The following is a 21,663-nucleotide window of genomic DNA, read 5'->3' on the forward strand; positions in this document are numbered from 1 at the left end:
CGCCGATTTAAAAAAAGGCATAGCTTGCGAACAAAAAAATTATCGGTGTCAATATGGGTGCATCTGTGGTTAAAATATTGAATGAGTATAAAGCCATAATAGATGCCCAATAGTAACTGGAAAATTCGTAATAAATCTGTAATGTTTGATGCTTTTGCAACTGAATACGATTTCGCAGCCACCTTGCAAAGTAAAAACAATTTTTTTACTAAAAACCTATCTACCAGCAAAGGTGCAGCATTAGATATTGGCTGCGGTTCTGGAATTTTGGCTTTTGAATTAGCCAAGTATTACGATAATGTCGTAGCCGTCGATATTTCAGCAAAAATGCTGGATATTGCCAATCAAAAACGCTCAGCGCCCAATATCGAATATATCCAAATGGATGCGAATCAATTAGCGCTCGGTCGCAAATTTGATTTAATAGTTAGTGACACCACTTTTCACCATTTATCCAATCTCCCCGCCACTCTATCATTAATTAAGAAACTGTTGAATCAGCAGGGAAAAATTGTCTTTTTAGATGACATTTCTGGAGTCGAAAGACCTGCTAAGATAAGCTATATATTAGGTGCCGTGAGAGATTTTATGCCCGACTGTTCCAAATACGGATTTCGCAAGGCTTCAAGATTATTAAAATTTAGATTGTCGCCAAGCTGGTTGAAGCATTTAGCCAGCAACAGGTATTTATCAGAAGCGAGATTTAAAAAAATGTACGGTCGTTGCTTTCCCGGCTGTTATTTTGTAAGATTGGATTGTTTGATGGGCGTGATTTGGGAAAATTTGTAATGCAAAACAACGGGATAAAATCAGTATCTGCGCGGGAAAAAAATAGTCACATCCGCGAGTTGAGCATTAATTTGGAGCAATGGTATGCAGTCGCCCGCAGCACAGAGGTACAGAGTCAGCCACTACCCGTGATATTGTGGCATCGGGCGATCGTGCTTTTCCGCGACAGTGCAGGCAAAATCAACGCTTTAGAAGATAGATGTCCGCACCGACAAGTTAAACTTAGCCACGGCCAAGTTAAAGGCAATTTAATCGAATGTGCTTACCACGGATGGCGGTTAAATGCCAGCGGAGAATGCGCCGAAGTCGATTATTTAGCAGAAAATCAAAAACTACCTAACTGCAAAATTCGCTCCTATCCAGTCCAAGAACAAAACGGTTTTATCTGGCTGTTTCCCGGCGATGCAACCCAAGCCCAAAAAATAGATTTATTAGACTTACCAGAGTGGGAACATCTCAATTATATTGCCACAGTTTCAGTCATCGACTGTCATGCCCACTATTCATTTTTAATTGAAAACTTGATGGATATGTACCACGGACATTTGCACGAAGACTTGCAAGCTTGGGCAAATCCAGTATTAGATACTTTAACAGAAGACGAGCATCAAGTAACAGCTTGCTATCAGGCACAAAGTTATTACAAAATAGATAAAATATGGTCAATTTCCCAGTTGTTCTTTAAATCTCTGCGCCGACTGCACCCGGAACCCCTGGATGTGAGTTATGTTTACCCGCACTGGGTTTCAACTTTGGGGAGCGATTTTAAGATTTACTGCTTGGTTTGTCCGGTGAGCGAGACGGCAACTCGCGCTTATTTAATTCATTTTACCTCATTAAATGCGTTTTGGCGGCTGCACAAATTGCCTGTTTGGTTTCGCAGGTTTATTAAAGATAGTTTGTTCGGTGCTGCTCAAAAGTTATTAGATGGTTTGGTGCGGCAGGATGTGTTAATGATTGAAGAAGAACAGCAGGCTTTTTTGCAGAATTCGGAAAGAAAGAGTTACGAATTAAATCGGGCTTTGGGGAGCGTGCAAAAGTTGATGAGAACTCAGGCAGAAAAACCGTAAGGTTAGCTTACAAACTGATAATTTTGTTTGTAGTAAGGACTTTATACCAATTTTTTATGAGGCCCCGTAGAATCCGATCCCCCCTAGCCCCCCTTAATAAGGGGGGACAAGATTCCGATCAAAGTCAACCCCTACTCCCCTTCTTAAGGGGGATTTAGGGGGATCGAGATATGTGCAACTTCACATTAAATTGGTATTAGTCCTAATTGATATCAAATCCACTCTTCATCAGAATTATTCATCTCTCTTATCTCCCTCTGTGTTCTCTGCGTTCTCTGCGGTTAAATCATTCCGATACAACGGGAAACGATATGACTCGGAGGAAGGACTGAAGTCCTCACTACAAACCTAAAAAATCTAGTTACCGCCAGCACAAACTTTACTTTTTAGGTCGCTGCTGCTGGTAAACTTTGACAACTTTATCCGCATAAGTAGCAGTTGCGCCGCTTTTGCAAGCTGCCGATTCCCCAGTCATCCACCAGCAAGCGGCGCGGCGTACAGCGGCGGTTTCATTGTTGCTGCTAGCTTTGTATTCGTCGCGCAGCAAATCGCCCACTATACAGGTAACAATTGATTTGGCTTTTGTCGCGTCGGCCTCAAATTGTTGGGGTGTTAAATCTTGTTTGGTACAGAATTTTGCCCAGCGGGAAATATTGTTCGGTAAAACTTGCCACTGACTGTACATTCCGTCATTTGCGGCTTGTGGCGGGGCGGCTTGTCGCAGCGCTTCTACGAGGGCGGAAACTTGCGCGTCGGTGACTGCTTGCGCTGTGGCTGGAAGTGCTTGCAATCCGAGGCTAATTATCAGGCTGCCGAATAGTAGATTGGTTTTTGCGATCGATTTAAAGTTCATTCACAATGCCCTGTTTGATTTAAACTTTGTTTCCTCAAACAAGGTTTACTATTTTGTCGCTCGAATGCCTCTGTCTTAAGTATGATTTATTTGCCCACTTAATGCACTGTCATCGCGCTTACGATAGAAATTGTTAATGAATTAGGATAAAATTATGGAAGTACAACCGAGGGAAATTCGACGTTACATCCGACCCGATGGCAGGATTCCTTTTTTAGAGTGGTACTATTCCCTACGAGATGGCAAAGCCCAAGTTAAAGTTGATGCAAGACTTGAGCGAGTTAGTCTCGGCAATCTGGGGGATTATAAGTCAGTCGGAGATGGTGTCTGTGAACTTAGGATTAACTACGGCCCTGGCTACCGGATTTATTTTAGACAAATAGGAGCGACAATTGTGCTTCTGCTCTGTAGTGGGGATAAAAGTACCCAAGAACAAGATATTCTCAAAGCGAAGGAGTATTCGGCAGACTATGAAAGAAATGAAAATGCCTACCAGCGATAGCTACCGCGAGTACCTCATTGAATCTCTCAAAGATGCCCAACACGCTGCTGGTTTTATCGGGGCTATCTTAGAAGAAAAAGACCCTGAACCAGCACTTTTGAGAAATGCCATCAGAAAGGTAATTGAGGCTCGAATCAGGATGAATGCTCTTTCGGAGTCAGCAAAAGAGCATCACGAAAAACTCGATAAGATGCTGACTGAAAGCGGCGGTTCGGAAATTAACTGTTTGGTAGAATTGCTGGAAGCATTAGGATTTAAACTAGAAATTACTGTCGCAGATACTGAGTTGTCGGCTGACTCGAAATCAACGGATTTTGGGGAATCAGAATTATCGCCCGAACCAGTAGTAATTAATCCCAGTTAATGAGTAAATCGCCCCCTCACCCGTTCATCACAAAATCTAACAATCGGTGAGCCATTTCTAGCTTGCTGCAAGAGGCTATTTCTACTTGCTTGCCGGCGGCATTAATTAATATTGCTTGATTGGTATTGCTGCCGAAACCTGCACCTATTTGATCGATCGGGTTTGCGGCAATTACATCCAGTTTCTTCGATCGCAATTTCTCCAAAGCAGGCTTGACAATATCCCCAGTTTGTGCTGCAAAGCCGATTAATTTTTGGTGTGGCTGTTTCAATTTTCCTAACTCTGCCACAATATCCGCTACCGGTGCCAAAGGTAAACAATTGGGGAGCGATCGCTTGGGCAATTTCTCACTACTGTACTCAGCCGGCTTCACATCCGCTACCGCCGCCGCCATCACCGTTAAATCCGCCTCGTGAAAGCATTGCAGCATCGCCTGCCGCATTTCTTCTGCACTCGCTACTGCGATCGCCCGCACCCCAGACAGCGGCAACTCCCCAGTTATACTGTGTACCAGCGTCACCGTCGCGCCGCGGTGCAGTGCAGCTTGCGCCAAAGCTATGCCCATTTTGCCCGTGGAAGGATTGCCGATAAACCGCACCGGATCGAGATGTTCCCGCGTTCCTCCCGCACTGATTAACACCCGCTTACCAGCTAAATCTCGATCGCCCTTCGCATACAACAGCGATTCAATATGAGGCAAAATCTCATAAGGTTCTGCCATCCGGCCGACACCCGCGCGATCGCACGCCAGCATACCCGCCCCCGGATTCGCAGCATGATAGCGCCGATAAGTCAAAACTTCTCGCCAATTCCGCTGCACCGTCGGCTGTTCCCACATATCCGTATTCATCGCCGGTGCCAGCAAAATTGGGCAATTAGAAGCTAAGACAGTATTAGTCAGCAAATTATCAGCAAAACCCCCCGCCAACTTAGCCAAAGTATTAGCCGTCAGGGGAGCAATCACAAAAACTTCCGCCCATTCTCCCAGTTGAATATGCAGCGGGCGCCCGTGACTTGGTTGCCAAAAATCTTTGTCAGTAAAAGCAGGATGGCGGCACAGAGTAGCAAAAGTTAAAGGCGTTACAAACTCCCCCGCAGCCTCAGTAAGAATCGCTTTCACTTCAGCTCCAGCTTTTGCTAAAGTTGAAACTACTTCGCAAACTTTGTAAGCCGCAATCCCGCCACTAACGCCGATTAAAATTCGCCTGCCTTTCATGTCATTTTTTCATAAAAAAAAATCAAGAAAGAAGTTGAGATTAAAACAGACAACAATCTATAATTCATCTGTTCAACCCGCAACAAAAAATGCTGCTAACTTCTTCCTTAATTCCGTCGAAATTTTTAAGCTAGATTTTTAAGCCTATGCTTCGTCGTAGGCTTCCATATCCAGAAGGTGGAGATAAGGTTCAACCAGCTCCGGCCGCTGAAAGGCAAGCGATCGCAACAAATGCCAATCATTCAATCCCTCAAAAGGATCAGTATAATCGTCAACCTCCAAACGGACAGCCAATTCTGCCACGTCTTGAGAAGTAAGTACAGCAATATCGCGCGATGCTTTGGTTAAAGTTTTCATGTTTTTTACCCCTGCCCTAGACTTCCGCCATACTATATACTAAGCCTTTAATCACATTTCGACACAGTTTCTACAACAAAACTTCGCATTACATCTACAACTTCCGGTAGAATCTCGTGTCCCATCTTAAATTCTCGATACTGCACCTGAGCTCCCCAAGCAGTCAAACTGTCGCGCGATCGCACAGCAGCACTAACAGGCACAATAGTATCTTGAGTACCGTGCGCGATTAAAACAGGCGGCAAAGCACTCCCGGCAGCGGGCGAAATCGACGAGTGCAAATAACCGCTCAGACAAATTAAACCCGCTAGGGGCAAAGTCAATCCCACATCCAGAGTCATCGCTCCGCCTTGAGAAAAGCCACCTAAAATCGTGCGAGACAAAGGCACGCCCGTGCTGCTTTCCAAAGACAGCAACAATTCCCTCAGCAATTGCCTGCTTTCTACCAATCCCCCAGCATCTTTGCTTTGAAGGTCATACCACGCTTTGCCCCCCGTTACTTGGGGATGGGGAAATGGGGCGTCGGGAAACACAAACTGATAATCCGGCAAATTGAAAGCCGGTGCTAAAGAAGTCAAATCCCGAGCATTAGCACCCCATCCGTGTAAAGCGACAATCAAAGCGACAGGTTGGCGATTGGTAGTTGGCGGAATGCTAATAAATTTTAAAGACATCGTAGTGAGTAATTGGTAATCGGGTCTTGTGAAAATTATAAATTGTTGTGGCGGTTCAAACCCAACTTTGAACGGTAGGGTGCGCATTGCGCACCTTACCTAAGTCAATTCGCACCTGACTAACTGTTAAATTTAGGGTGCGCTGCGACCTTACCCAAGTAGCAATCCGCCGCTTACAAAACAGTCCCGATTTCCTTCAAATAAACCCGCGCAAACGGTTCCCCATCCCCCAGACTGTACTGTTCGATCAATCCCTGGCGGCGAATAGAAATATTACTTCCTTCCCTCACCACAACAGTATCGTCATCAGTGCTTTCTCTGACCAAAATCATCTCTGTTTCCCCCGGATTGTCCAGCACCACCATATTGCTGCCACGATAAAACATTCCCTCTGCTTCCAAAACATCTTCGGGATATTCAGCAATCAACAAATCTAGCTTGGGATTCCGCAGCAAAGTTTGCACGTTAAGATTGTAATTATTGTGCAAAACTTTTTCAGAACGGTTGACAAAAAGTCCAGCGCGACAAACAGCACCGATTGTCCAATCGGGATGCAGCAATAGAATATGGTCGATGGTTTCTTGCAGTTCCTGCACGGAAATTTTGTTGAAACTAATAATCGGAATTCTGGCGGATTTTCCCGATTCAAAAAAAGTATCGATAATATGCGAAGGCACATCAACACTTTCTCCGACAGCCGGGTTGAGGTGCATAAAAATTCCCGGCGCGGCATTGATTTCAATAATCCCAAAATTGCCGGTTTTCCAAGATTTCGCGAGAGATTCTGTTACCACATCAATGCCCAAACAAGTTAACCGAAAATGTTGGGCGATATCTTGAGCCAAAATTATGTTATCGGGGTGAACGCTGCGGGTAGCGTCGATGCTGACGCCACCTGCTGAAAGATTGGCCACTTTCCGCAGAGAAACAGTGCGATCGCCTTCTAACACGCTATCCAATGACAGCCCTTGTTCTTCCAGATACATTTCCATCGCTGCGTCGGACTGAATTTTGCTCATCGCCGAAGTTGGCGTATCCAAACGTTCGGGTTTGCGGTTTTCGCGGCGGATTAATTCGCGAATAGTTGAGTCGCCGTCTCCTGTTACCGAAGCGGGCCGGCGTTCAGTTGCAGAAACAAATTTGCCGTCAACGCACAGCAGCCTAAAATCCGATCCTTTGATGCTATTTTCCACAATTACTCGCACCGGTTCTGTTTCGGGAATTGCCTTAACTGCTCTTTTAAAAGCCGCCTGCAATTCTTCAGCATCTCGGACATCTGCGGTGACACCAATTCCTTTATGACCGACTACTGGCTTAACAGCAACTGGGTAGCCAATTTCTTTGGCAACTGCCAGAACTCGGTTTTCTGTGGAGACGATATCTCCTTTGGGAACGGGAAATCCCAAGGTAGCGAGAAAAGCTTTACAATCGTCTTTGCGTGTAGTAAAATCTGAGTCTAAATGGCTGTCGCAATCAAACGTTGTTGCAGAGCCGCGCACCAGTTTTTTGCCGTAACCGTATTGCATCAGTCCTTCATCCCACAAATAAAATGCGGGAATGCCTTTTTGGGAGGCCGATCGCATTAATGAATAAACTGTCGGGCCTCCGTAAACAGACTGCCGGAACATATTTTGCAGCGCGCCTATTTGTGCTGACAGTGGGAAGTCTTGATTTTGATCGATGGCTTCAAACCAATCCCAAACAGCGTAAACTACGGCTCGGGCGCTGCGGGCGTGAAGTGCTTCTATGCTGATTCTGTCAAACTGAGAAAATGCCTTGATGTTCCAGTGTTGGAAGTGCAAACCCATGTCTAGTTTGGCTACTTCTGAGGCGGTACGCCCGAACAGTTGAGCGTGGTTCGAGAAAGTTTCGTGCAGCAGTTGCGGGTAGCGATCGCCAATAATTTTACGGTAATGCGCGATCGGCTTTGGTTGCCGATCGTCCGTCACTGCAAAATCGAAAACTAAAGCGGCTGTTTCTAAATAAGGGTTGGGCCCGATATAGTATTTGAAATGGAAAATATCAAATACATCTGTTTTTCGAGCATTGACGCGGGCTATCTCGGTGCTTTTTTCTTGCAGCATTTTCTAACCTCCTTGTAACTAATTTGTCAGATTAACTCTCTTGTCGGTGCATTGCATACTACCTGCCGACATAGATATAGCCTTTCTCAAAAAGCTGAGAAGTTGAGATTTGAGATTTGAGATACTTCGGCAACGCCGGCGTACAAGTTTTAGATTTCAGATTGACGACTCGATACCTCATCTTTGTGAGCACTGCTATATTTCAGAGAGCGAGCATCTGTGTTTGGCTTTCGCAGTGATGTCCTCAGTCGCGAAGTATACAACACTCGCGCAGCATACAAGACCATTAGTGAAAAGTTAAAACTAACGCTGCATTTGTCAATCGATAAAATTACTCAAAAAACTGCTTTTGAGAAAAGTAGAAAATTCGCGATTTGGGGTGAGGGGGCATAAATACGGCGCTCCCCACGTCCGCCCAAATCTCAGTTTTATAGCCAAAATATAAGTAAAATATGAGTAAAATTGCTGATTGACAAATGCTTCCCTAGTTGAAGTCGTCAGCAATAATACAAAACTCGCGAGCGTGACAGCACTCACACAAAAAAATTATTTTCACAGATAACGATCTGCTCCCCAGGTATAGTGCGAGAGGAAGACAATTGCCCGATCGCCAATTGCCCGCGAGCAATTACCAATAACTAATGACTACTTAAAAAAACTATAACTTTGGAGAGGTACAACGCCAACTAAAATTGGCTATGACTGTGAAAAAGGATTTAAGAGGTACCCAATTATGAAAATCGCACAAACTGCTCTAAGGGATAAAGTTCACCAATTAGCTGAGGAAGCATTTCACCTGAAGCTGATTTCTGGGTACGGCGACGGTCAAAACAGCAACGAATATCAGATTGTCTGGAACGGCAAACCGAGACACTTGCCTTTAGAACGGGCGCGTACAATATTGAGCAATTTGATCGAGCGATCGCACTAACTGGCGATCGGACTCATTTAGCACTTGCGCTCATCAACCCGGTTTGTCGGAAAAACTAACATCAGGATAGGCGAAAAATCTTATCCCAAAGGCGGTTGATGACCCCGCCCGCGTAAGTCCGAGAATGTAAACTCATTTTTTGACCCCTCCCCTGCTAGGAGGGGTTAGTTTTTTTCGATCGAAAACTGGGAGGGCGATCGCCGCATTTGTAATTCTGTAAAAAAAATATTTACTGCATTCCGACACAAATGCTTCCTCACAATCTCCGGTGAAAGCAATCCCAAACTTTTGCTAAACCCTACTAATCCGTAAGTTATAAAATTTCTGTATGCATATCTACCTTTTAGTAGTTTTTCGGAAAAAAACTTTATGTTTTATTTAAATATAATCAATTAAAAGTGCAAAGCGTATGGCGGGCAGCAAAAATCAGGGGAAGTTGCTAATTATTGGCGGCGCTGAAGACAAAGACGGCGACTGCAAAATTTTGCGGGAATTCTTGCGGTGCGCCGGAGGCACTAAAGCCCGCATTGTAGTGATGACGGCTGCGACAAGCCTGCCGGGAGAAGTCGGAGATAACTACATCCGAGTTTTTGAGCGGCTGGGCGCAGAAGAGGTGCGAATTGTTGACACCCAGAGATCCGAAGATGCCGACAATCCAGATTATTTAGAAGCGATCGAACAAGCGACCGGGATATTCTTTACCGGGGGAGATCAAGCGCGGATTATTAGCTGCTTGAAAGACACCAAACTCGACGCAGCTATGCACAAACGCTACTCCGAAGGAATAATCATTAGCGGCACCAGTGCCGGCGCGGCGATGATGCCAGACATGATGATTATTGAAGGAGACTCCGAGACAAATCCACGGGTTGAGGTGGTAGCAATGGGCCCGGGAATGGGTTTCCTGCCGGGAATTGTCATCGACCAGCATTTCGCCCAGCGAGGTCGTCTGGGACGCTTAGTTTCGGCACTCTTGCTGCAACCAGCAGTCTTGGGATTTGGGATTGACGAAAATACAGCTATTTTAGTCAGCGACGACGAGTTGGAAGTCATTGGCGAAGGCGCTGTAACTGTCATCGACGAGTCGGAAAAACTCCACGACAATATAGACGGACTGTTGAAGGATGAGGCTTTGGCGATTTGCGGCGCGAAGTTGCACATTCTCCCCCACGGATACCGATTTAATTTGAAAACTCGCCAGCCGATGTTGGATCGGTTAGCAGCGGCAGTATAGAAAGAAAAAGCTAACTTATACCATTTTTCTAAAGATGTGGTATAGATAAAATCTTAGCCACCCCGCGAGTTCGGGGGGTTGGGGGGGTAATATCTAGCGCTACTTTATGAAATTGGTATTACTTGCAACGCCGCCAAAATCTCAAAATTGTCTAGGGTGTACGCCTCTTCACCGGTTGAGCTGGCAATGCGTCCGCGAACTAATAAAAAGAAGAGGATTTGACCTCTTCTTTTATTGCTGCGGTTTCTGCTTGTTTAAGCACTTTTCTGTTGGTCAAAAAACGAATTCTGCCCTTCTTCAGTCGATATTAAATTCCACCCTTGAGTTGTCAGCTTCTGAAAAGTTGCCCATCCCTTAGAACCGTCCTTTTCCAGGTAGTCGGACGCCGCGAACTGCGGAAAAGCTGTATAAGGCCGCCATGCTTGACGTAGTTCGGTACGCAAGTGCAATATCTTTTCTCCATTGCCTCCCAATCGGGGCAACCAACACATTTGTTTTAGCATTTTTAACACTCCAGAGTTTTACAGTAACGGTAATTCGCCAACATCCCAAATTAAACTTTTAGAACCCTAGAGATACTGCTCGGAATATCTAACAGGTAACAGGGACGGATGAGATTTTCACCGATTACCAATTACTGAGGTAGCAGCAGTCGTCAAAGTTGATTTGGGTTCTCGAAAATTTCTCAGTCCAAGACTAGAGAACTAATACTGTCAAGGCATAAGCAAAAATAATCATTGCTATGATCTGCTCAAACTTGACTTAAAGGCGATCGCGCGAAAATCCAGTTGCATAAAGCATTAATTTTTCTGGTTTCCCTTGCTTGGTAATTACAAGCTCATGCTCCCCCTTTCCGCCTAAAATTACATCTTTCTACAGTATTAGTTTTGTAAGCTAAAAAATGTTCCTTTAGTTACAATTATTAAATTTTTATCACGATTTATATTGTTATCAAAAGTTCAATTACTTTTCATAAACAGCGATTAATAATTTTTAGTAACTTTAGCTACATTTGCTCTGGATGGGTGAACAGTTTGGACGATCGACAGGGCGAACTCCCAACCGGCCCAACAAACTGCAATGGTTTTTATTAAAATATAGACCTAATCATGAGTTTCTGGAATGTTACAAAAACCTGATTTTGGTGCGGCCAAGTTTGCCTGCACTTTAAACTAAAAATATATATTTTATCCAGAATATTAAGCAGCTAAAGTGTTAGCTTACTACCGTTGAAACGATTATAAAAGGCGAGCTGTAGTAACCAATTCTTATGATAATTATCTATCTGGTAACAGCATTCCTAACTTTCCTGCTGTGGGGGCTTGGCACATTGGGCGTACAACAAAATTGTACAAGTTGGGGAATAAGACTTTAAGTTTGATTGGCGGACACGGTGAGCGCTGGTATTTGTTTGAGAGTGGGAGAATTTATGTCTCGAGACAGATGATCTGCGAACTCATGCAACATTAAATGGTATTTAAGACTGGCGCAAACAACTCACAAAACCCGGCTTTCCTAGCGGGGATGATGGTGAAACGATGTTTTTTTGTATAAAAATTCGGTTTCTGCGTCTAGCGAGTACGATCGCAATTCCTGGTATTGAGCATAACAAATGTACTGCGATCGGTCAACTGTCACTTAACACAAAAATTAACACAAACTTTGTCGGAGGACAAACTCTATGGGCTGGCTAAAAAGATTGTTTGGTTTAGAAAAACTTGAAAATCAAGAAAATGTGCAAGCTCCAGCTTACCAAGCGCCTGTAGCTCAAGCTCAAGCACCTGCTCAACCTGCTGCTGCGAGCCCTCAGACAATCCCGCCGGAACGCATGGGATTGAATGGAGAATACGATCAAAGCGGTTTAGCTAAACGGGTAGCTCAGGCCTTTGATGCAAATCCTGATGTTGCGGATATTGAGACTGTTTATGTGGCGCAACTCGGCACTACGGTTGTTCTCAAAGGTACAGTTTCCAGCCAAGAAATTGTCAACAAGTTGGTGACAATTGCTAAAGGTGTTAAGGGTGCAACTGCCGTGGAAACGAATGAAGTTACTGTCGGCTAGCACGAAGGTTTTTATAACAGTTAACAGTTAAATGTTAACTGTTATAAAAAACCGCCCGTCATAGTTAGGCGTTCTTAATTGCACTTTCCCCATGCAGTCGATTGCAACGGATGCCTCGGGAGTTTTGCAAAAATCATTTTTATTATAGTGCGAGCGTCCCCGTTCGCGAGTTGTAAAATACGTTATTCGGGGACGCTCGCACGCTCAAATGCAAAACACCAGATGCTCCCGACTGCAACGGAGGCTTCTGGCGACGATAACTAAACAGTTCATTCTTATGCCTCCAGCCTCCAGCCTTCTTCCTAATGACTAGCCTTCGACTTCGCTCTTTGGCTAGAACGACTACTGACTAATGACTAATGACTACTGACTACTAAGAGGGCCCGCACGCACCATCCACCGCCCCTACTGACTACTGACTACTGACTACTGACTAATGACTACTGACTTCTTATATAACAGTTTTTTTGAATTATCTCGCTGTAGCTAAAAAATATGACCGGGGAAATTTTAGTACCTACTCGTGGCAAATTAGAACGGACTCTTGCACAGGGTGTTCAAGCTTTGTACCGCTCTCTACTAGGACACCAAACGAGTCAGGCTCTGTGCAATATTTTGGATAATAAATTGATAATTGTGATCGAAAATGCGATTACTCAGCCTGAAAAGTTGCTGGCTCAGAACGGTCAGGAAGATTTGGCTTCGCAGGTACGATCGCAATTAGACTCTGTTCTGGAATTGCAACTGAAAGACTTAATCAAAGAGGTTTTAGGTGTGGGCGTGACAGATTTGCTCAGCGATGCGACTTTGGAGACTGGCCGCACGGGAACCATAGCAATTTTGGAGTCTGCACCTAAAGTTCGCGAGGCGAGTTCTAAGTCTAAAACTCAACCAGAAACGGCTGATAGTTGAGGTGGTGGCGGATAATAGTTTCTAAATCCTTGATATTAAAAGGTTTAGAAAGGTATGCAACACACCCGGCTTGGAGAATCCGATCGCGGTCTTCTGTTTTTGCTAGGGCTGTGACAGCCACGATCGGAATATTGGCGAGTTCGGGGTTTTGTTTGATTCGCTTGACGAATTCTATACCGTCTAGATCCGGCAGGCAAATGTCGAGTACGATGAGGTCGGGAGAGCGATCGGCTGCTGCTGCTGACAGAGCACTGTAGCCGTCAACGGCTCCGATGAACTCGCAGCCGAACAAATCGAGTATTTGCGTCAGCAGTTCCAAGTTGTCGGGATTGTCGTCTACCGCCAAAACTAGAGGACGGTTGTTAATCGCCCATTGACCGTTATTTAAAGACGATGATTCCAAAGTCTGAGTCCAATTAGGGTAGTTCATAAATATCGATCGAAAAACGATCGTCAAAGTTATCAGCGAGGCATTCCTCAAGTGGCGCTCCGGCACTCGAAACAGATTGGCTCGTATTTGTAGCTCTCAGACGATCGGTCTTTGGTCTAGCTCGATTGTACAATATCGCTGCTAGTTGGGGCAAAGACTGTATCAGTCTATTGATACCATAGCATCTCCATAATTTTACTGATCTAGAGTGCAAATATATCAACTTATACGAACCCGTGCGCCAGCCTTGGCAAGCAGAGGCGATCGCCACCAAAAGTCTTGCCAGAAAAGCCTTTTATTTTAATTGCTTTCATTGTTTTCAACAGTGGTAAAGGCTTTGCTGAATACTACCTGCACAGTCCCGGAGGCAAAAAACCAGATTTCTCGGAAAAATCGTCGATCTATTCCGAGAGATGCTTGACGCAGAAACCGGGTTTTCGACCTCGCCCCCGCGCAGGACTACCAACAGCACACTGAGGTTTAAATCAGTAAATATACCTAAAGCAAGATTATAACAGACACAAATGTTTAACAATTTCCCCCTGTTGAGAGATACTTGTTGAGCAGATTTATATTTTAATGTTTGTAAGTAGTAATTATGGCAATTTTAGCAATTAAAAATATGATTTTTTACTTGCTGTTTGCCGGATATTAACCAAGGAGATATTGATGACAATTGCAATCAGAGACGACCTGACTTACATTTTGCTCAAACAGATTGGCAGCGGCAACGCCAAGGGAGAGTCGGCAATTAGGAATGCAGCCGAAGAATATGTCGGTCGAGAAGTGGCTGAAGCGGAATTGCTAGGTCACTTGGACTACCTCAACCAAAAAGAATTTATCAAAGCAGAGTTTAGCGGAGAGCCTTACGGAGGGACTGAGTTATTGCCGCCTTTAGTGGCATTTCAAACAGCCGATTTAACCGAAAAAGGTCGCAAAATGTTGCAGAAAATGGAGACGAATCCTCCTAAGTCCCTGCATCAAGAAGGGTCAGCAGTTCCGATCGCCTCTAAGGATATGCCCTTTTTGGAAAAAGTGATGGTAAACGGTCATTTGGAGGATATTTTTGATGCCCGCGATATTACCGAATTGGTGTACCGGACAATGCGAGACTTGATGACAACAGAAGCAAGCGATCGCGTGGAAGCCGAACTGCACACAGAAGTTTTGCCGACGACGGACGACAAAACCCTGCAAAAAGAAATAGCAGATCTCTGGAAAGATACGAATCCGCTGGTGGGATTGCTGAGCCGGGTGCGCCCGCCTTGGCAAGGGCCTGCACCTTTTGTCATCGATTCCAACTTGTTTATTTTTCGGGTGGAACAAGAAGGCGGACTTCCTTCTGGGGTAAAACCGGAAACTGCGATCGCCGCCGTATTTTCCGCAACAAAGGATGAGTTGTCCGAGGAACGAATTCAGGAAATAGCGGGCTTTTTGCCGGACAGAATTCTGAAAATTTGGCAATCGGCTTGACAGGATATTTCCGAGTATAAATACTTAGCAACCGGGTTGAGGAACCAGCATTCTGTGCGTATTGCCAGAAACTTGTCTCGTCAGCCCGGTTTCTGTGTGCCTCCAATTAGTTCGATCGAGACGAATGCAAGTCCTAAATGGATCTGGAGTTCCATGTTTGTCGGTCGAACCTTGTAATTGCTTGCTGTGAGAAACCGGGTTTCTCGCCGAAATTTGTCGGCAAGTCAGAACGATCCCTAAAAACCAAAATTCTTGGTTTTACGTTGAATAAATCCCCCAGACGCAGCGAAAGTGTTGTATTCTATACTACAGGGCGAGTTGACACAGCAGCTCGCAAAAATGCTGTCAACAGCCGGAGATCAAAAGGGATGGCCCGTGCAAAAGTTAGACCCATGTCAAGATCGACTCTCGAACAAGAAATTTTACTCAATCGCATTACTAATCGCATTCGCAACTCTTTAGAACTGCAAGAGATTTTGACGACAACAGTGCGAGAAATTCGCAGTTTTTTAGGCAGCGATCGGGTAAAAGTTTATCGCTTTCAACCCGACGGTAGCGGTGAAGTGATTGCTGAGTCCATCAACGGCGACAATTTGCCATCCCTGCTTGGTTTGCACTTTCCGGCAAGCGATATTCCCAATAGTGCCCGCCAAATGTTTGTCAAAGCGCGGCAGCGAGTGATTGTAGATGTCCAATTGCAGCATCAAACAATTAATCGGTTAGATTGTCCCGAAACCGGCAAAACTTTAGCAGTTGAAGATATTCGCTATTCTCCTGTAGACTCCTGTCACGTTGAATATCTCACGGCTATGGGGGCGCTTTCTTCTCTGACGGTGCCGATTTTGCATCAAAATCAGCTTTGGGGGCTGTTAGTCTCTCACCACGGCAAACCGAAACGGTTTAGCGATCGAGAATTGAAAATGGTGCAGTTGCTAGTGGATCAGCTTTCAATTGCGATCGCCCAATCTTTTCTGCTGAGCCAAGCCCGACAGCAAGCGCGCGACGAAGCCGTTGTCAACCAAATTAGCAGTTTGCTGCACTCTCCTCTAGAACTCCACGAAATTCGGCAAGTAGTTCTCGAACAAACTGTCAAGCATTTGCACGGTTCGGGAGGGCGGCTGTACATTGCAGCCGAGTTTGGCGATCTGCCCGCTCAACTTTATACCTGCGGCCAGCAGCCTTCGGAGGGCGACTTGGAACTCAGCGAGTTTTGGCAGCAGATCATGGGGTTTTCCAATGAAAACGAAGCAGAACAAACTGCCGTTAATACCAGCCAATTAGGTGTTTTTCCAAATTTACATTCCGAGCATTACAGTTCAATTGATACAAATATTTCCGGTTTAATCGTACCGCAATTGTACGCGATTTCCGATATTTCTCAAGAACCTCAACTCAAATCTTTATCTGCCAATTTGATCGAATCTGACCTGCGGTCATTTTTGGCAATACCGCTGCAATACGGCCAACAGTGCATCGGCTGTCTCACCGTTTTTCGCAGCCCCGTAGAAACCGAAATTTGGTGGGCTGGAAATTGCAATTCCGACGCCCGGAACGATCGTCCCCGACAGTCCTTTACAGCTTGGAAAGAAATCAAAACCGGGGAAACTCAACAGTGGAACACTGAGGAACTGAAGCTAGCAAAATCTTTGGGAACGCACCTGTACATGGCTGCAATGCAGAGGCGCGTCGAGGCGATGATCCGACATCAAGCTTCTCACGACCAACTAACTGGTTTAGCGAATAGATTGCTGTTTAATCAAAGGCTGTCTTTAGCTTTAGCTAACGCTCACCAAAACGCCGAAATGCTGGCGGTAATCTTTCTAGATTTGGACAGATTTAAAAATGTTAACGATACTCTCGGACACCCCGTGGGCGATTTGTTGCTGCAAGGTGTATCTCGGCGTTTGACTAACTGTTTGCGCGCGGGTGATTCCCTCGCTCGTTGGGGCGGGGATGAATTTACCGTGCTGCTGCACAATATCAACAGCCCAGAGGAAGCAATTAAGGTTTGCAAGGAAATTATCCACAGTTTGAGCAGTCCTTTTGATTTTGACGGGCTGGAGCTTTATACTAAGGCTAGCTTGGGAATTGCTTTGGCTCCTTACGACGGAGAAGATGCAGAAACTTTGCTAAAAAATGCTGATGCTGCGATGTACAGAGCCAAACAGAAGGGTCGGAATAATTATCAGTTTTACACGCGGGCGATCGGCAATCAAGTCTCCGAAGAACTTAACTTAGAAAATCAGCTTTACAAAGCTCTGAAAAACTCAGAATTTGTGCTGCACTATCAACCGCAAATAAACTTAAATACCTGCAAAATAGTCGGAGTGGAAGCTCTGATCCGCTGGCAGCATCCCGAACGCGGTTTGATTGCTCCCGATCGATTTATTCCCTTGGCTGAGGAAACAGGATTTATCTGCCAAATAGACGAATGGGTGATGCGGACTGCTTGCTTGCAAAATCGTGCGTGGCAGTTAATGGGATTGCCGCCCATGCGGATAGCTGTGAATTTATCAGGCCGCCAGTTTATGCAGCCTAACACGGTACAAACCATCGCTAAAATTTTGTCAGAAACCGAGTTAAATCCTGAGTATTTGGAAATAGAAATTACTGAGAGCATTGCGATGACCGATGTGAATTTTACGGTGTCGGTATTGCGGCAGTTACAGCAAATGGGAATTCACATTTCTCTGGACGATTTTGGCACCGGTTATTCTTCTTTGTGGTCTCTGAAAAACTTTCCGCTCAATAATTTAAAAATAGACAAATCCTTCGTGGCAGATTTGCTCAACGGCAGCAGCGGTGCTACGATTGTGAAAGTGGCGATCGCCCTGGGACAGGGCTTGAATTTACAGGTGATTGCAGAGGGTGTGGAAACTGCCGAACAGTTGGCATTTTTGCAGTCGTTGCAGTGCGAGATGGGTCAAGGTTACTTCTTTAGCAAACCATTACCGGTGGCTGCCGTAACCGAATTGTGCCGGGAAAATCAACTGAGTAAAATATGTAGTTTAAATTAACAACCCGGAAGCAAAACAAAAAAGGGCGCTGCCTAATTGCGGGATGATTTTGATTGTTTTGTGGGATGGGAGTCGGGCCCGAAGGCGTGTATTTTCAAAGCACGTACTACCAGAGGCAGGCATTCGCGGGGTGTACAGCAACGGTCACAGCGCGATCGGGCATTTTCGAGTGCCCAAATCATTGCTATTATTACCTCTTCCTGCTGCCTGCTGCCTGCTGCCTGCTGCTGTACTTCATAAACCTGGAATATGCTGTATTTCTTGGGTTCAGGGCATCGGTCTACACTGCTTTCTCCTGTAAGTTGCTTTCCTCGAAGGAGGCAGAGCCTCCGGATCTGCGTTACCAGGCAGAGCCTGGTAACGAGCAAACAATCAACAGTCAACAGTCAACAATCAACAGTCAACAGTCAACAGTCAACAGTCAACAGTCAACAGTCAACAATTCCGGTATGAGTGCAAGCGGAATTGATATTACTGCCAAACAAAGACTTTTGCTTCGTATTCCGGCAAGTCAATCATAATATGGTCATCGCCGGATTCAACATCATAATTTCCCGTCCATTCATGCCAAGTTCCGTTGGCCGGGAAGTGGGGAACGCTGTAATCTGCCAGATAATTTTCCGACATATTCGCCACTACCACAACTCTCGAACCTTCATCGTTCCAACGAGTGTAAGCAAACACTTTCGCGTCGGGATCTTCGTGGAAAAAGTCGATGTTTTCTGTGTAAAGTGCTTGGTTATTTTTACGCAGGTGAATCAAGCCTTTGTAGTATTCCGACAAACCTTTATTCATGTCATTTCCTAGCAGCGTCCAGTCGATTTTAGATTGCTCGATTGTTTTGGGTTTGTATTCGCCAAATTCTTCGCCCATCCAAATCAGCGGCACGCCAACTGCCGTCATTAACAGCGCAACTCCCAACTTCGCCCGCTTGAATGCTGCTTCATCCAAAATTCCGCGATCGCCCAATTCTGAGAATAGGCGATCGTGGTCGTGATTGCTCAAATAATTGACTACATTTGTAGCGCCCAAGAAACCTTGGCGCTTGCAGTCGATTATCTCTTTGAGCCCCTCTAAATCAAAATTATCGCCGCACAGTTGTGGAATCAGCGAGTGATAGAAACTGTCGTGCCAGCAGCCGTCCATCGGCCCGTCTACATTGGTGATGCTAGGCTCTTCGGGAATGTATTCGGCAATAGTGTAAAACGGTTTTGGGCCGGCGACATTTTTGGCTTCTTGAACGATCCAGTGCATGAAATCGTAGTTGGCAATTTGTCGCGCTGCGTCGAAACGAATGCCGTCGAGATGGTATTCTTGAACCCAATAGCGGACTGCATCGCCGGCAAATTTGCGCGCTGGGTAAGTTCCTAACTTTTCGTCGTAAAATTCGTAGTTGAATTCCGGGCCCCAATTGTTGTCTGGATCGCGGGGGGCGTGGTGGTACCAATAATCGTGATCGATTTGGGTGAGGGGGCTGGATGATTCGGAGTGGTTGTAAATCCCGTCGATGATGACGCGAATGCCGCGGGCGTGACACTCGTCTATGAGGTTTTTGAGTTCTTCTGTGGTGCCGTAGCTGGACTCTGCTGCGAAGAAGTAGCGGGGGTTGTAGCCCCAACTGTAGTCGCCAGGGTATTCTTTGAGGGGCATTAGTTCGATCGCGTTGATGCCGAGATCTGCTAGGTAATCGAGTTTTTCGACTACGTGCTTGTACTTGCCGCGGGCGAGGGGATCTGCTTCGCCGCCGGAAAAGTCGGCAACGTGCATTTCGTAAATTATTAATTCTCGATCGGCAGGGAGGGGTTTGTCGTCGTGTTTCCAGACGTAGCTATCGACGATGCGATCGCCATTTTTGATCCTAACAACGGCGTTTTGACTCGCATCGTCAATAATATCAGTCGCGTAGGGATCTACTAAATCTATCCACTGATCTGCTTCCAGAAACCAGCTTTTCGACTGCACGCGGAATTTGTATTGATAAACGCCATCCTCCAAATCTACTTTGGTGCTGAAATTACCTTCTTCATCCTTTTCCATCGGGATTTCTTCCCAATTAGAAAAACACCCCATCAAGGCAGCTCCTTTGTTGTAAGGAGCAAATAATTTGAATTCAATTGGAGCCGCCATACTACCTCTTTTAGAATATGTCAGTAAGAGTTGATAATTTTAATTTCGCAAATTTAAGCGAACTCAGGCATCAGTCTGCGGATATAACTTTTTTAACTGCTCAACTATTCCTCAAAGCAGGGTATTTTGCCCTGGCTTCTGAATTTTGTGAAGTGAAATCGCGCCAGTATTCTTGACACTCCCCTGCTATCGAGGCGAGGGGATTCTTGGATCAACCAGTCGAACTTATCTCTGTTTTGTCGCCACCAGCGAGTAGAGATCGGTCTGTCCCCCAGCGTGAATTCCGGTGTGCCCCACCGTATTTAAATTGATTCCTGCACGGGCTTTCAAACCCTTTGCTAAAATATTTCTTCCAGCGTTGTGGTCGCGATCTAGTATCGTTCCGCAACCGCAAATATGCGTTCGGGTTGATAAAGTTTTCTTAACAATATTGCCACAGTTTGAGCATTCCTGAGATGTGTATTGTGGCGGAACAGCGATAACTGTTTTGCTGTACACTTTTCCAAAATACTCTAACCATTCGGCAAATTGTGACCACGCGGCATCACTAATTGATTTAGCAAGTTTGTGGTTCTTGACCATGTTACGCACTTGAAGGTCTTCGTAGGCTACAAAATCGTTAGATTTCACCACGTACAACGCCGTCTTAATGGCAAAGTCTTTACGCTGCCGACTCACCTTTAGGTGCTTTCTTCCTAACTTGTTGATTGCCTTTTTACGGCTTTGGGAGCCTTTCTTTTTCCGAGAAACTCGCTTCTGCAATCTCTTCAAAGCTTTTTCGCTTTTGCGGAGATACCGAGGATTGGGAACTGTTTCACCGTCGCTGTCAGTATAGAAGTGGTTTAATCCCACATCTATGCCGATAGTTTTGCCAGTAGAAACGGCTTCCTCTTTTCGTTCGATGTTGATGCAGAATTGGGCATAATAGCCGTCGGCACGACGCACTACCCTAATTCGCTTGATTTCATCGGGTGCGGAGAAATGCAAATCCCGATTACCAATTAACTTGAATTTTCCAGCAGCAAAGCCATCCTTAAACGTTAGGCATCTTTTGTCACTAGAAAGCGCCCAGCCGGATTGTTTGTACTCGACGGAACGAGTGTACTTCTTGAACTGCGGGTAGCCCTTTTTTCCGGGCTTCTTAGCTTTACAATTGGCGAAGAAACGTTGGATAGCAAAAATAGCACGTTCCGCCGAAGCTTGACGGGCCGTCGAGTTAAGCTTGCCTGCCCATTCAAATTCTTTCGCCACAACGGCGCATTGTTTGTACAGGTCTACTAACTTAATCCTGGAATTGTCTATCCAATGTCTAAGAGTTTTGTTTCTGACAAATTGAGCCGTCCGAATCATGTCGTCGATGATTCGATATTGCTCCGCTTTGCCTTTCAACTTAAACTCTAAAACTATCATTGGAATAGTTTATCACTTTTGCTAAAATTTTTACTTATAAGTCTGTATACTTAACAAGTCTTCACACTTTGTTATAATTAAAGCCGTCCTATAAGGACGGGGCTTTAGACCCAACTTTTTGGTAAGTGCGATCGCCATTTGTTTTATTTACGATCGTT

Annotated in this window: 19 protein-coding genes; 10 read left to right on the forward strand and 9 right to left on the reverse strand. The window is 45.3% G+C overall.

The features are described 5' to 3' along the window. Nucleotides 1-102 precede the first annotated feature (102 nt). Together QT998_RS16465 and QT998_RS16470 are read left to right on the forward strand one after the other, a co-directional pair. Nucleotides 103-789 carry a class I SAM-dependent methyltransferase gene (locus QT998_RS16465; protein ID WP_333090045.1) on the forward strand — a complete coding sequence of 229 codons (687 nt, stop codon included), beginning with the start codon at nt 103-105 and terminating at the stop codon, nt 787-789. Beyond that, nucleotides 789-1,859, forward strand: coding sequence for an aromatic ring-hydroxylating dioxygenase subunit alpha (locus QT998_RS16470; RefSeq protein ID WP_333115176.1), 1,071 nt, complete (start codon nt 789-791; stop codon nt 1,857-1,859). The genes QT998_RS16465 and QT998_RS16470 overlap by 1 nt, the downstream gene beginning before the upstream one ends. Nucleotides 1,860-2,238: 379 nt before the next feature. Here QT998_RS16470 and QT998_RS16475 read toward each other — a convergent pair whose 3' ends face one another. Further along, nucleotides 2,239-2,712, reverse strand: coding sequence for a hypothetical protein (locus tag QT998_RS16475; RefSeq protein WP_333115174.1), 474 nt, complete (start codon nt 2,710-2,712; stop codon nt 2,239-2,241). A 154-nt stretch (nt 2,713-2,866) separates the two neighbouring features. Between QT998_RS16475 and QT998_RS16480 the strand changes: the two genes are divergently transcribed. Both QT998_RS16480 and QT998_RS16485 read left to right on the forward strand, forming a co-directional pair. Then, nucleotides 2,867-3,214 (forward strand): type II toxin-antitoxin system RelE/ParE family toxin, encoded by a 348-nt coding sequence (locus QT998_RS16480; protein ID WP_332983946.1) that lies wholly within the window; start codon nt 2,867-2,869, stop codon nt 3,212-3,214. Then, nucleotides 3,183-3,578: a helix-turn-helix domain-containing transcriptional regulator gene (locus QT998_RS16485; RefSeq protein WP_333090051.1), complete on the forward strand. Its 396-nt coding sequence runs from the start codon at nt 3,183-3,185 to the stop codon at nt 3,576-3,578. The genes QT998_RS16480 and QT998_RS16485 overlap by 32 nt, the downstream gene beginning before the upstream one ends. Before the next feature lie 16 nt (nt 3,579-3,594). On the opposite strand, the gene coaBC is transcribed toward QT998_RS16485, so the two are convergent. The 4 genes from coaBC to QT998_RS16505 all read right to left on the reverse strand — a co-directional run bounded on the left by coaBC (nt 3,595) and on the right by QT998_RS16505 (nt 7,909). Continuing rightward, nucleotides 3,595-4,794 carry a bifunctional phosphopantothenoylcysteine decarboxylase/phosphopantothenate--cysteine ligase CoaBC gene (gene coaBC, locus QT998_RS16490; protein ID WP_333115173.1) on the reverse strand — a complete coding sequence of 400 codons (1,200 nt, stop codon included), beginning with the start codon at nt 4,792-4,794 and terminating at the stop codon, nt 3,595-3,597. Nucleotides 4,795-4,938: 144 nt separating this feature from the next. Then, a complete protein-coding gene (gene isiD, locus QT998_RS16495) occupies nt 4,939-5,151 on the reverse strand; it encodes a protein IsiD (protein ID WP_006632739.1) in 213 nt (70 codons plus the stop codon). A gap of 47 nt (nt 5,152-5,198) precedes the next feature. Next, nucleotides 5,199-5,825 carry an alpha/beta hydrolase gene (locus tag QT998_RS16500; RefSeq protein ID WP_333115171.1) on the reverse strand — a complete coding sequence of 209 codons (627 nt, stop codon included), beginning with the start codon at nt 5,823-5,825 and terminating at the stop codon, nt 5,199-5,201. Between the two features lie 173 nt (nt 5,826-5,998). Then, complete coding sequence (locus QT998_RS16505; protein WP_333115169.1) at nt 5,999-7,909, reverse strand: ATP-binding protein; 1,911 nt, start codon at nt 7,907-7,909, stop codon at nt 5,999-6,001. 733 nt (nt 7,910-8,642) lie between these two features. Between QT998_RS16505 and QT998_RS16510 the strand changes: the two genes are divergently transcribed. After that, complete coding sequence (locus QT998_RS16510) at nt 8,643-8,840, forward strand: hypothetical protein (protein WP_333090057.1); 198 nt, start codon at nt 8,643-8,645, stop codon at nt 8,838-8,840. A 409-nt stretch (nt 8,841-9,249) separates the two neighbouring features. Beyond that, nucleotides 9,250-10,074: a cyanophycinase gene (locus tag QT998_RS16515; protein ID WP_333090058.1), complete on the forward strand. Its 825-nt coding sequence runs from the start codon at nt 9,250-9,252 to the stop codon at nt 10,072-10,074. 254 nt (nt 10,075-10,328) lie between these two features. Here QT998_RS16515 and QT998_RS16520 read toward each other — a convergent pair whose 3' ends face one another. After that, on the reverse strand, nt 10,329-10,577 hold the full coding sequence (locus QT998_RS16520) for a hypothetical protein (RefSeq protein ID WP_333115167.1): 249 nt from the start codon (nt 10,575-10,577) through the stop codon (nt 10,329-10,331). A gap of 1,178 nt (nt 10,578-11,755) precedes the next feature. Here QT998_RS16520 and QT998_RS16525 point away from each other — a divergent pair. Both QT998_RS16525 and QT998_RS16530 read left to right on the forward strand, forming a co-directional pair. Continuing rightward, nucleotides 11,756-12,136, forward strand: a complete 381-nt coding sequence (locus QT998_RS16525) for a BON domain-containing protein (protein ID WP_333115166.1) — start codon at nt 11,756-11,758, stop codon at nt 12,134-12,136. A 495-nt stretch (nt 12,137-12,631) separates the two neighbouring features. Further along, nucleotides 12,632-13,048, forward strand: a complete 417-nt coding sequence (locus tag QT998_RS16530) for a DUF2294 domain-containing protein (protein ID WP_333090062.1) — start codon at nt 12,632-12,634, stop codon at nt 13,046-13,048. On the opposite strand, the gene QT998_RS16535 is transcribed toward QT998_RS16530, so the two are convergent. Beyond that, a complete protein-coding gene (locus tag QT998_RS16535; protein WP_333090065.1) occupies nt 13,017-13,478 on the reverse strand; it encodes a response regulator in 462 nt (153 codons plus the stop codon). The two genes, QT998_RS16530 and QT998_RS16535, sit on opposite strands and share 32 nt — an antisense overlap. Nucleotides 13,479-14,147: 669 nt before the next feature. Between QT998_RS16535 and QT998_RS16540 the strand changes: the two genes are divergently transcribed. Together QT998_RS16540 and QT998_RS16545 are read left to right on the forward strand one after the other, a co-directional pair. After that, a complete protein-coding gene (locus tag QT998_RS16540; protein ID WP_333115164.1) occupies nt 14,148-14,951 on the forward strand; it encodes a DUF2267 domain-containing protein in 804 nt (267 codons plus the stop codon). A 368-nt stretch (nt 14,952-15,319) separates the two neighbouring features. Then, nucleotides 15,320-17,968, forward strand: a complete 2,649-nt coding sequence (locus QT998_RS16545; RefSeq protein ID WP_333115162.1) for an EAL domain-containing protein — start codon at nt 15,320-15,322, stop codon at nt 17,966-17,968. A 471-nt stretch (nt 17,969-18,439) separates the two neighbouring features. Here QT998_RS16545 and QT998_RS16550 read toward each other — a convergent pair whose 3' ends face one another. Both QT998_RS16550 and QT998_RS16555 read right to left on the reverse strand, forming a co-directional pair. Next, nucleotides 18,440-20,095 (reverse strand): alpha-amylase family glycosyl hydrolase, encoded by a 1,656-nt coding sequence (locus QT998_RS16550; protein WP_333115159.1) that lies wholly within the window; start codon nt 20,093-20,095, stop codon nt 18,440-18,442. Between the two features lie 225 nt (nt 20,096-20,320). Then, nucleotides 20,321-21,505 carry an RNA-guided endonuclease InsQ/TnpB family protein gene (locus QT998_RS16555; RefSeq protein WP_333090071.1) on the reverse strand — a complete coding sequence of 395 codons (1,185 nt, stop codon included), beginning with the start codon at nt 21,503-21,505 and terminating at the stop codon, nt 20,321-20,323. Nucleotides 21,506-21,663 lie beyond the last annotated feature (158 nt).

This window comes from Microcoleus sp. S1D4, assembly GCF_036700765.1.
Taxonomy (GTDB): Bacteria; Cyanobacteriota; Cyanobacteriia; order Cyanobacteriales; family Microcoleaceae; genus Microcoleus.

Coding starts and splice junctions, on each gene's coding strand:
- QT998_RS16500 (WP_333115171.1), bottom strand. CDS start 5,825: ATGTCTTTAAAATTTATTAGCATTCCGCCAACTACCAATCGCCAACCT.
- QT998_RS16485 (WP_333090051.1), top strand. CDS start 3,183: ATGAAAGAAATGAAAATGCCTACCAGCGATAGCTACCGCGAGTACCTC.
- QT998_RS16475 (WP_333115174.1), bottom strand. CDS start 2,712: ATGAACTTTAAATCGATCGCAAAAACCAATCTACTATTCGGCAGCCTG.
- QT998_RS16465 (WP_333090045.1), top strand. CDS start 103: ATGCCCAATAGTAACTGGAAAATTCGTAATAAATCTGTAATGTTTGAT.
- QT998_RS16550 (WP_333115159.1), bottom strand. CDS start 20,095: ATGGCGGCTCCAATTGAATTCAAATTATTTGCTCCTTACAACAAAGGA.
- QT998_RS16520 (WP_333115167.1), bottom strand. CDS start 10,577: ATGCTAAAACAAATGTGTTGGTTGCCCCGATTGGGAGGCAATGGAGAA.
- QT998_RS16530 (WP_333090062.1), top strand. CDS start 12,632: ATGACCGGGGAAATTTTAGTACCTACTCGTGGCAAATTAGAACGGACT.
- QT998_RS16505 (WP_333115169.1), bottom strand. CDS start 7,909: ATGCTGCAAGAAAAAAGCACCGAGATAGCCCGCGTCAATGCTCGAAAA.
- QT998_RS16470 (WP_333115176.1), top strand. CDS start 789: ATGCAAAACAACGGGATAAAATCAGTATCTGCGCGGGAAAAAAATAGT.
- QT998_RS16480 (WP_332983946.1), top strand. CDS start 2,867: ATGGAAGTACAACCGAGGGAAATTCGACGTTACATCCGACCCGATGGC.
- QT998_RS16545 (WP_333115162.1), top strand. CDS start 15,320: ATGGCCCGTGCAAAAGTTAGACCCATGTCAAGATCGACTCTCGAACAA.
- QT998_RS16510 (WP_333090057.1), top strand. CDS start 8,643: ATGAAAATCGCACAAACTGCTCTAAGGGATAAAGTTCACCAATTAGCT.
- QT998_RS16555 (WP_333090071.1), bottom strand. CDS start 21,505: ATGATAGTTTTAGAGTTTAAGTTGAAAGGCAAAGCGGAGCAATATCGA.
- QT998_RS16535 (WP_333090065.1), bottom strand. CDS start 13,478: ATGAACTACCCTAATTGGACTCAGACTTTGGAATCATCGTCTTTAAAT.
- QT998_RS16515 (WP_333090058.1), top strand. CDS start 9,250: ATGGCGGGCAGCAAAAATCAGGGGAAGTTGCTAATTATTGGCGGCGCT.
- isiD (WP_006632739.1), bottom strand. CDS start 5,151: ATGAAAACTTTAACCAAAGCATCGCGCGATATTGCTGTACTTACTTCT.
- coaBC (WP_333115173.1), bottom strand. CDS start 4,794: ATGAAAGGCAGGCGAATTTTAATCGGCGTTAGTGGCGGGATTGCGGCT.
- QT998_RS16540 (WP_333115164.1), top strand. CDS start 14,148: ATGACAATTGCAATCAGAGACGACCTGACTTACATTTTGCTCAAACAG.
- QT998_RS16525 (WP_333115166.1), top strand. CDS start 11,756: ATGGGCTGGCTAAAAAGATTGTTTGGTTTAGAAAAACTTGAAAATCAA.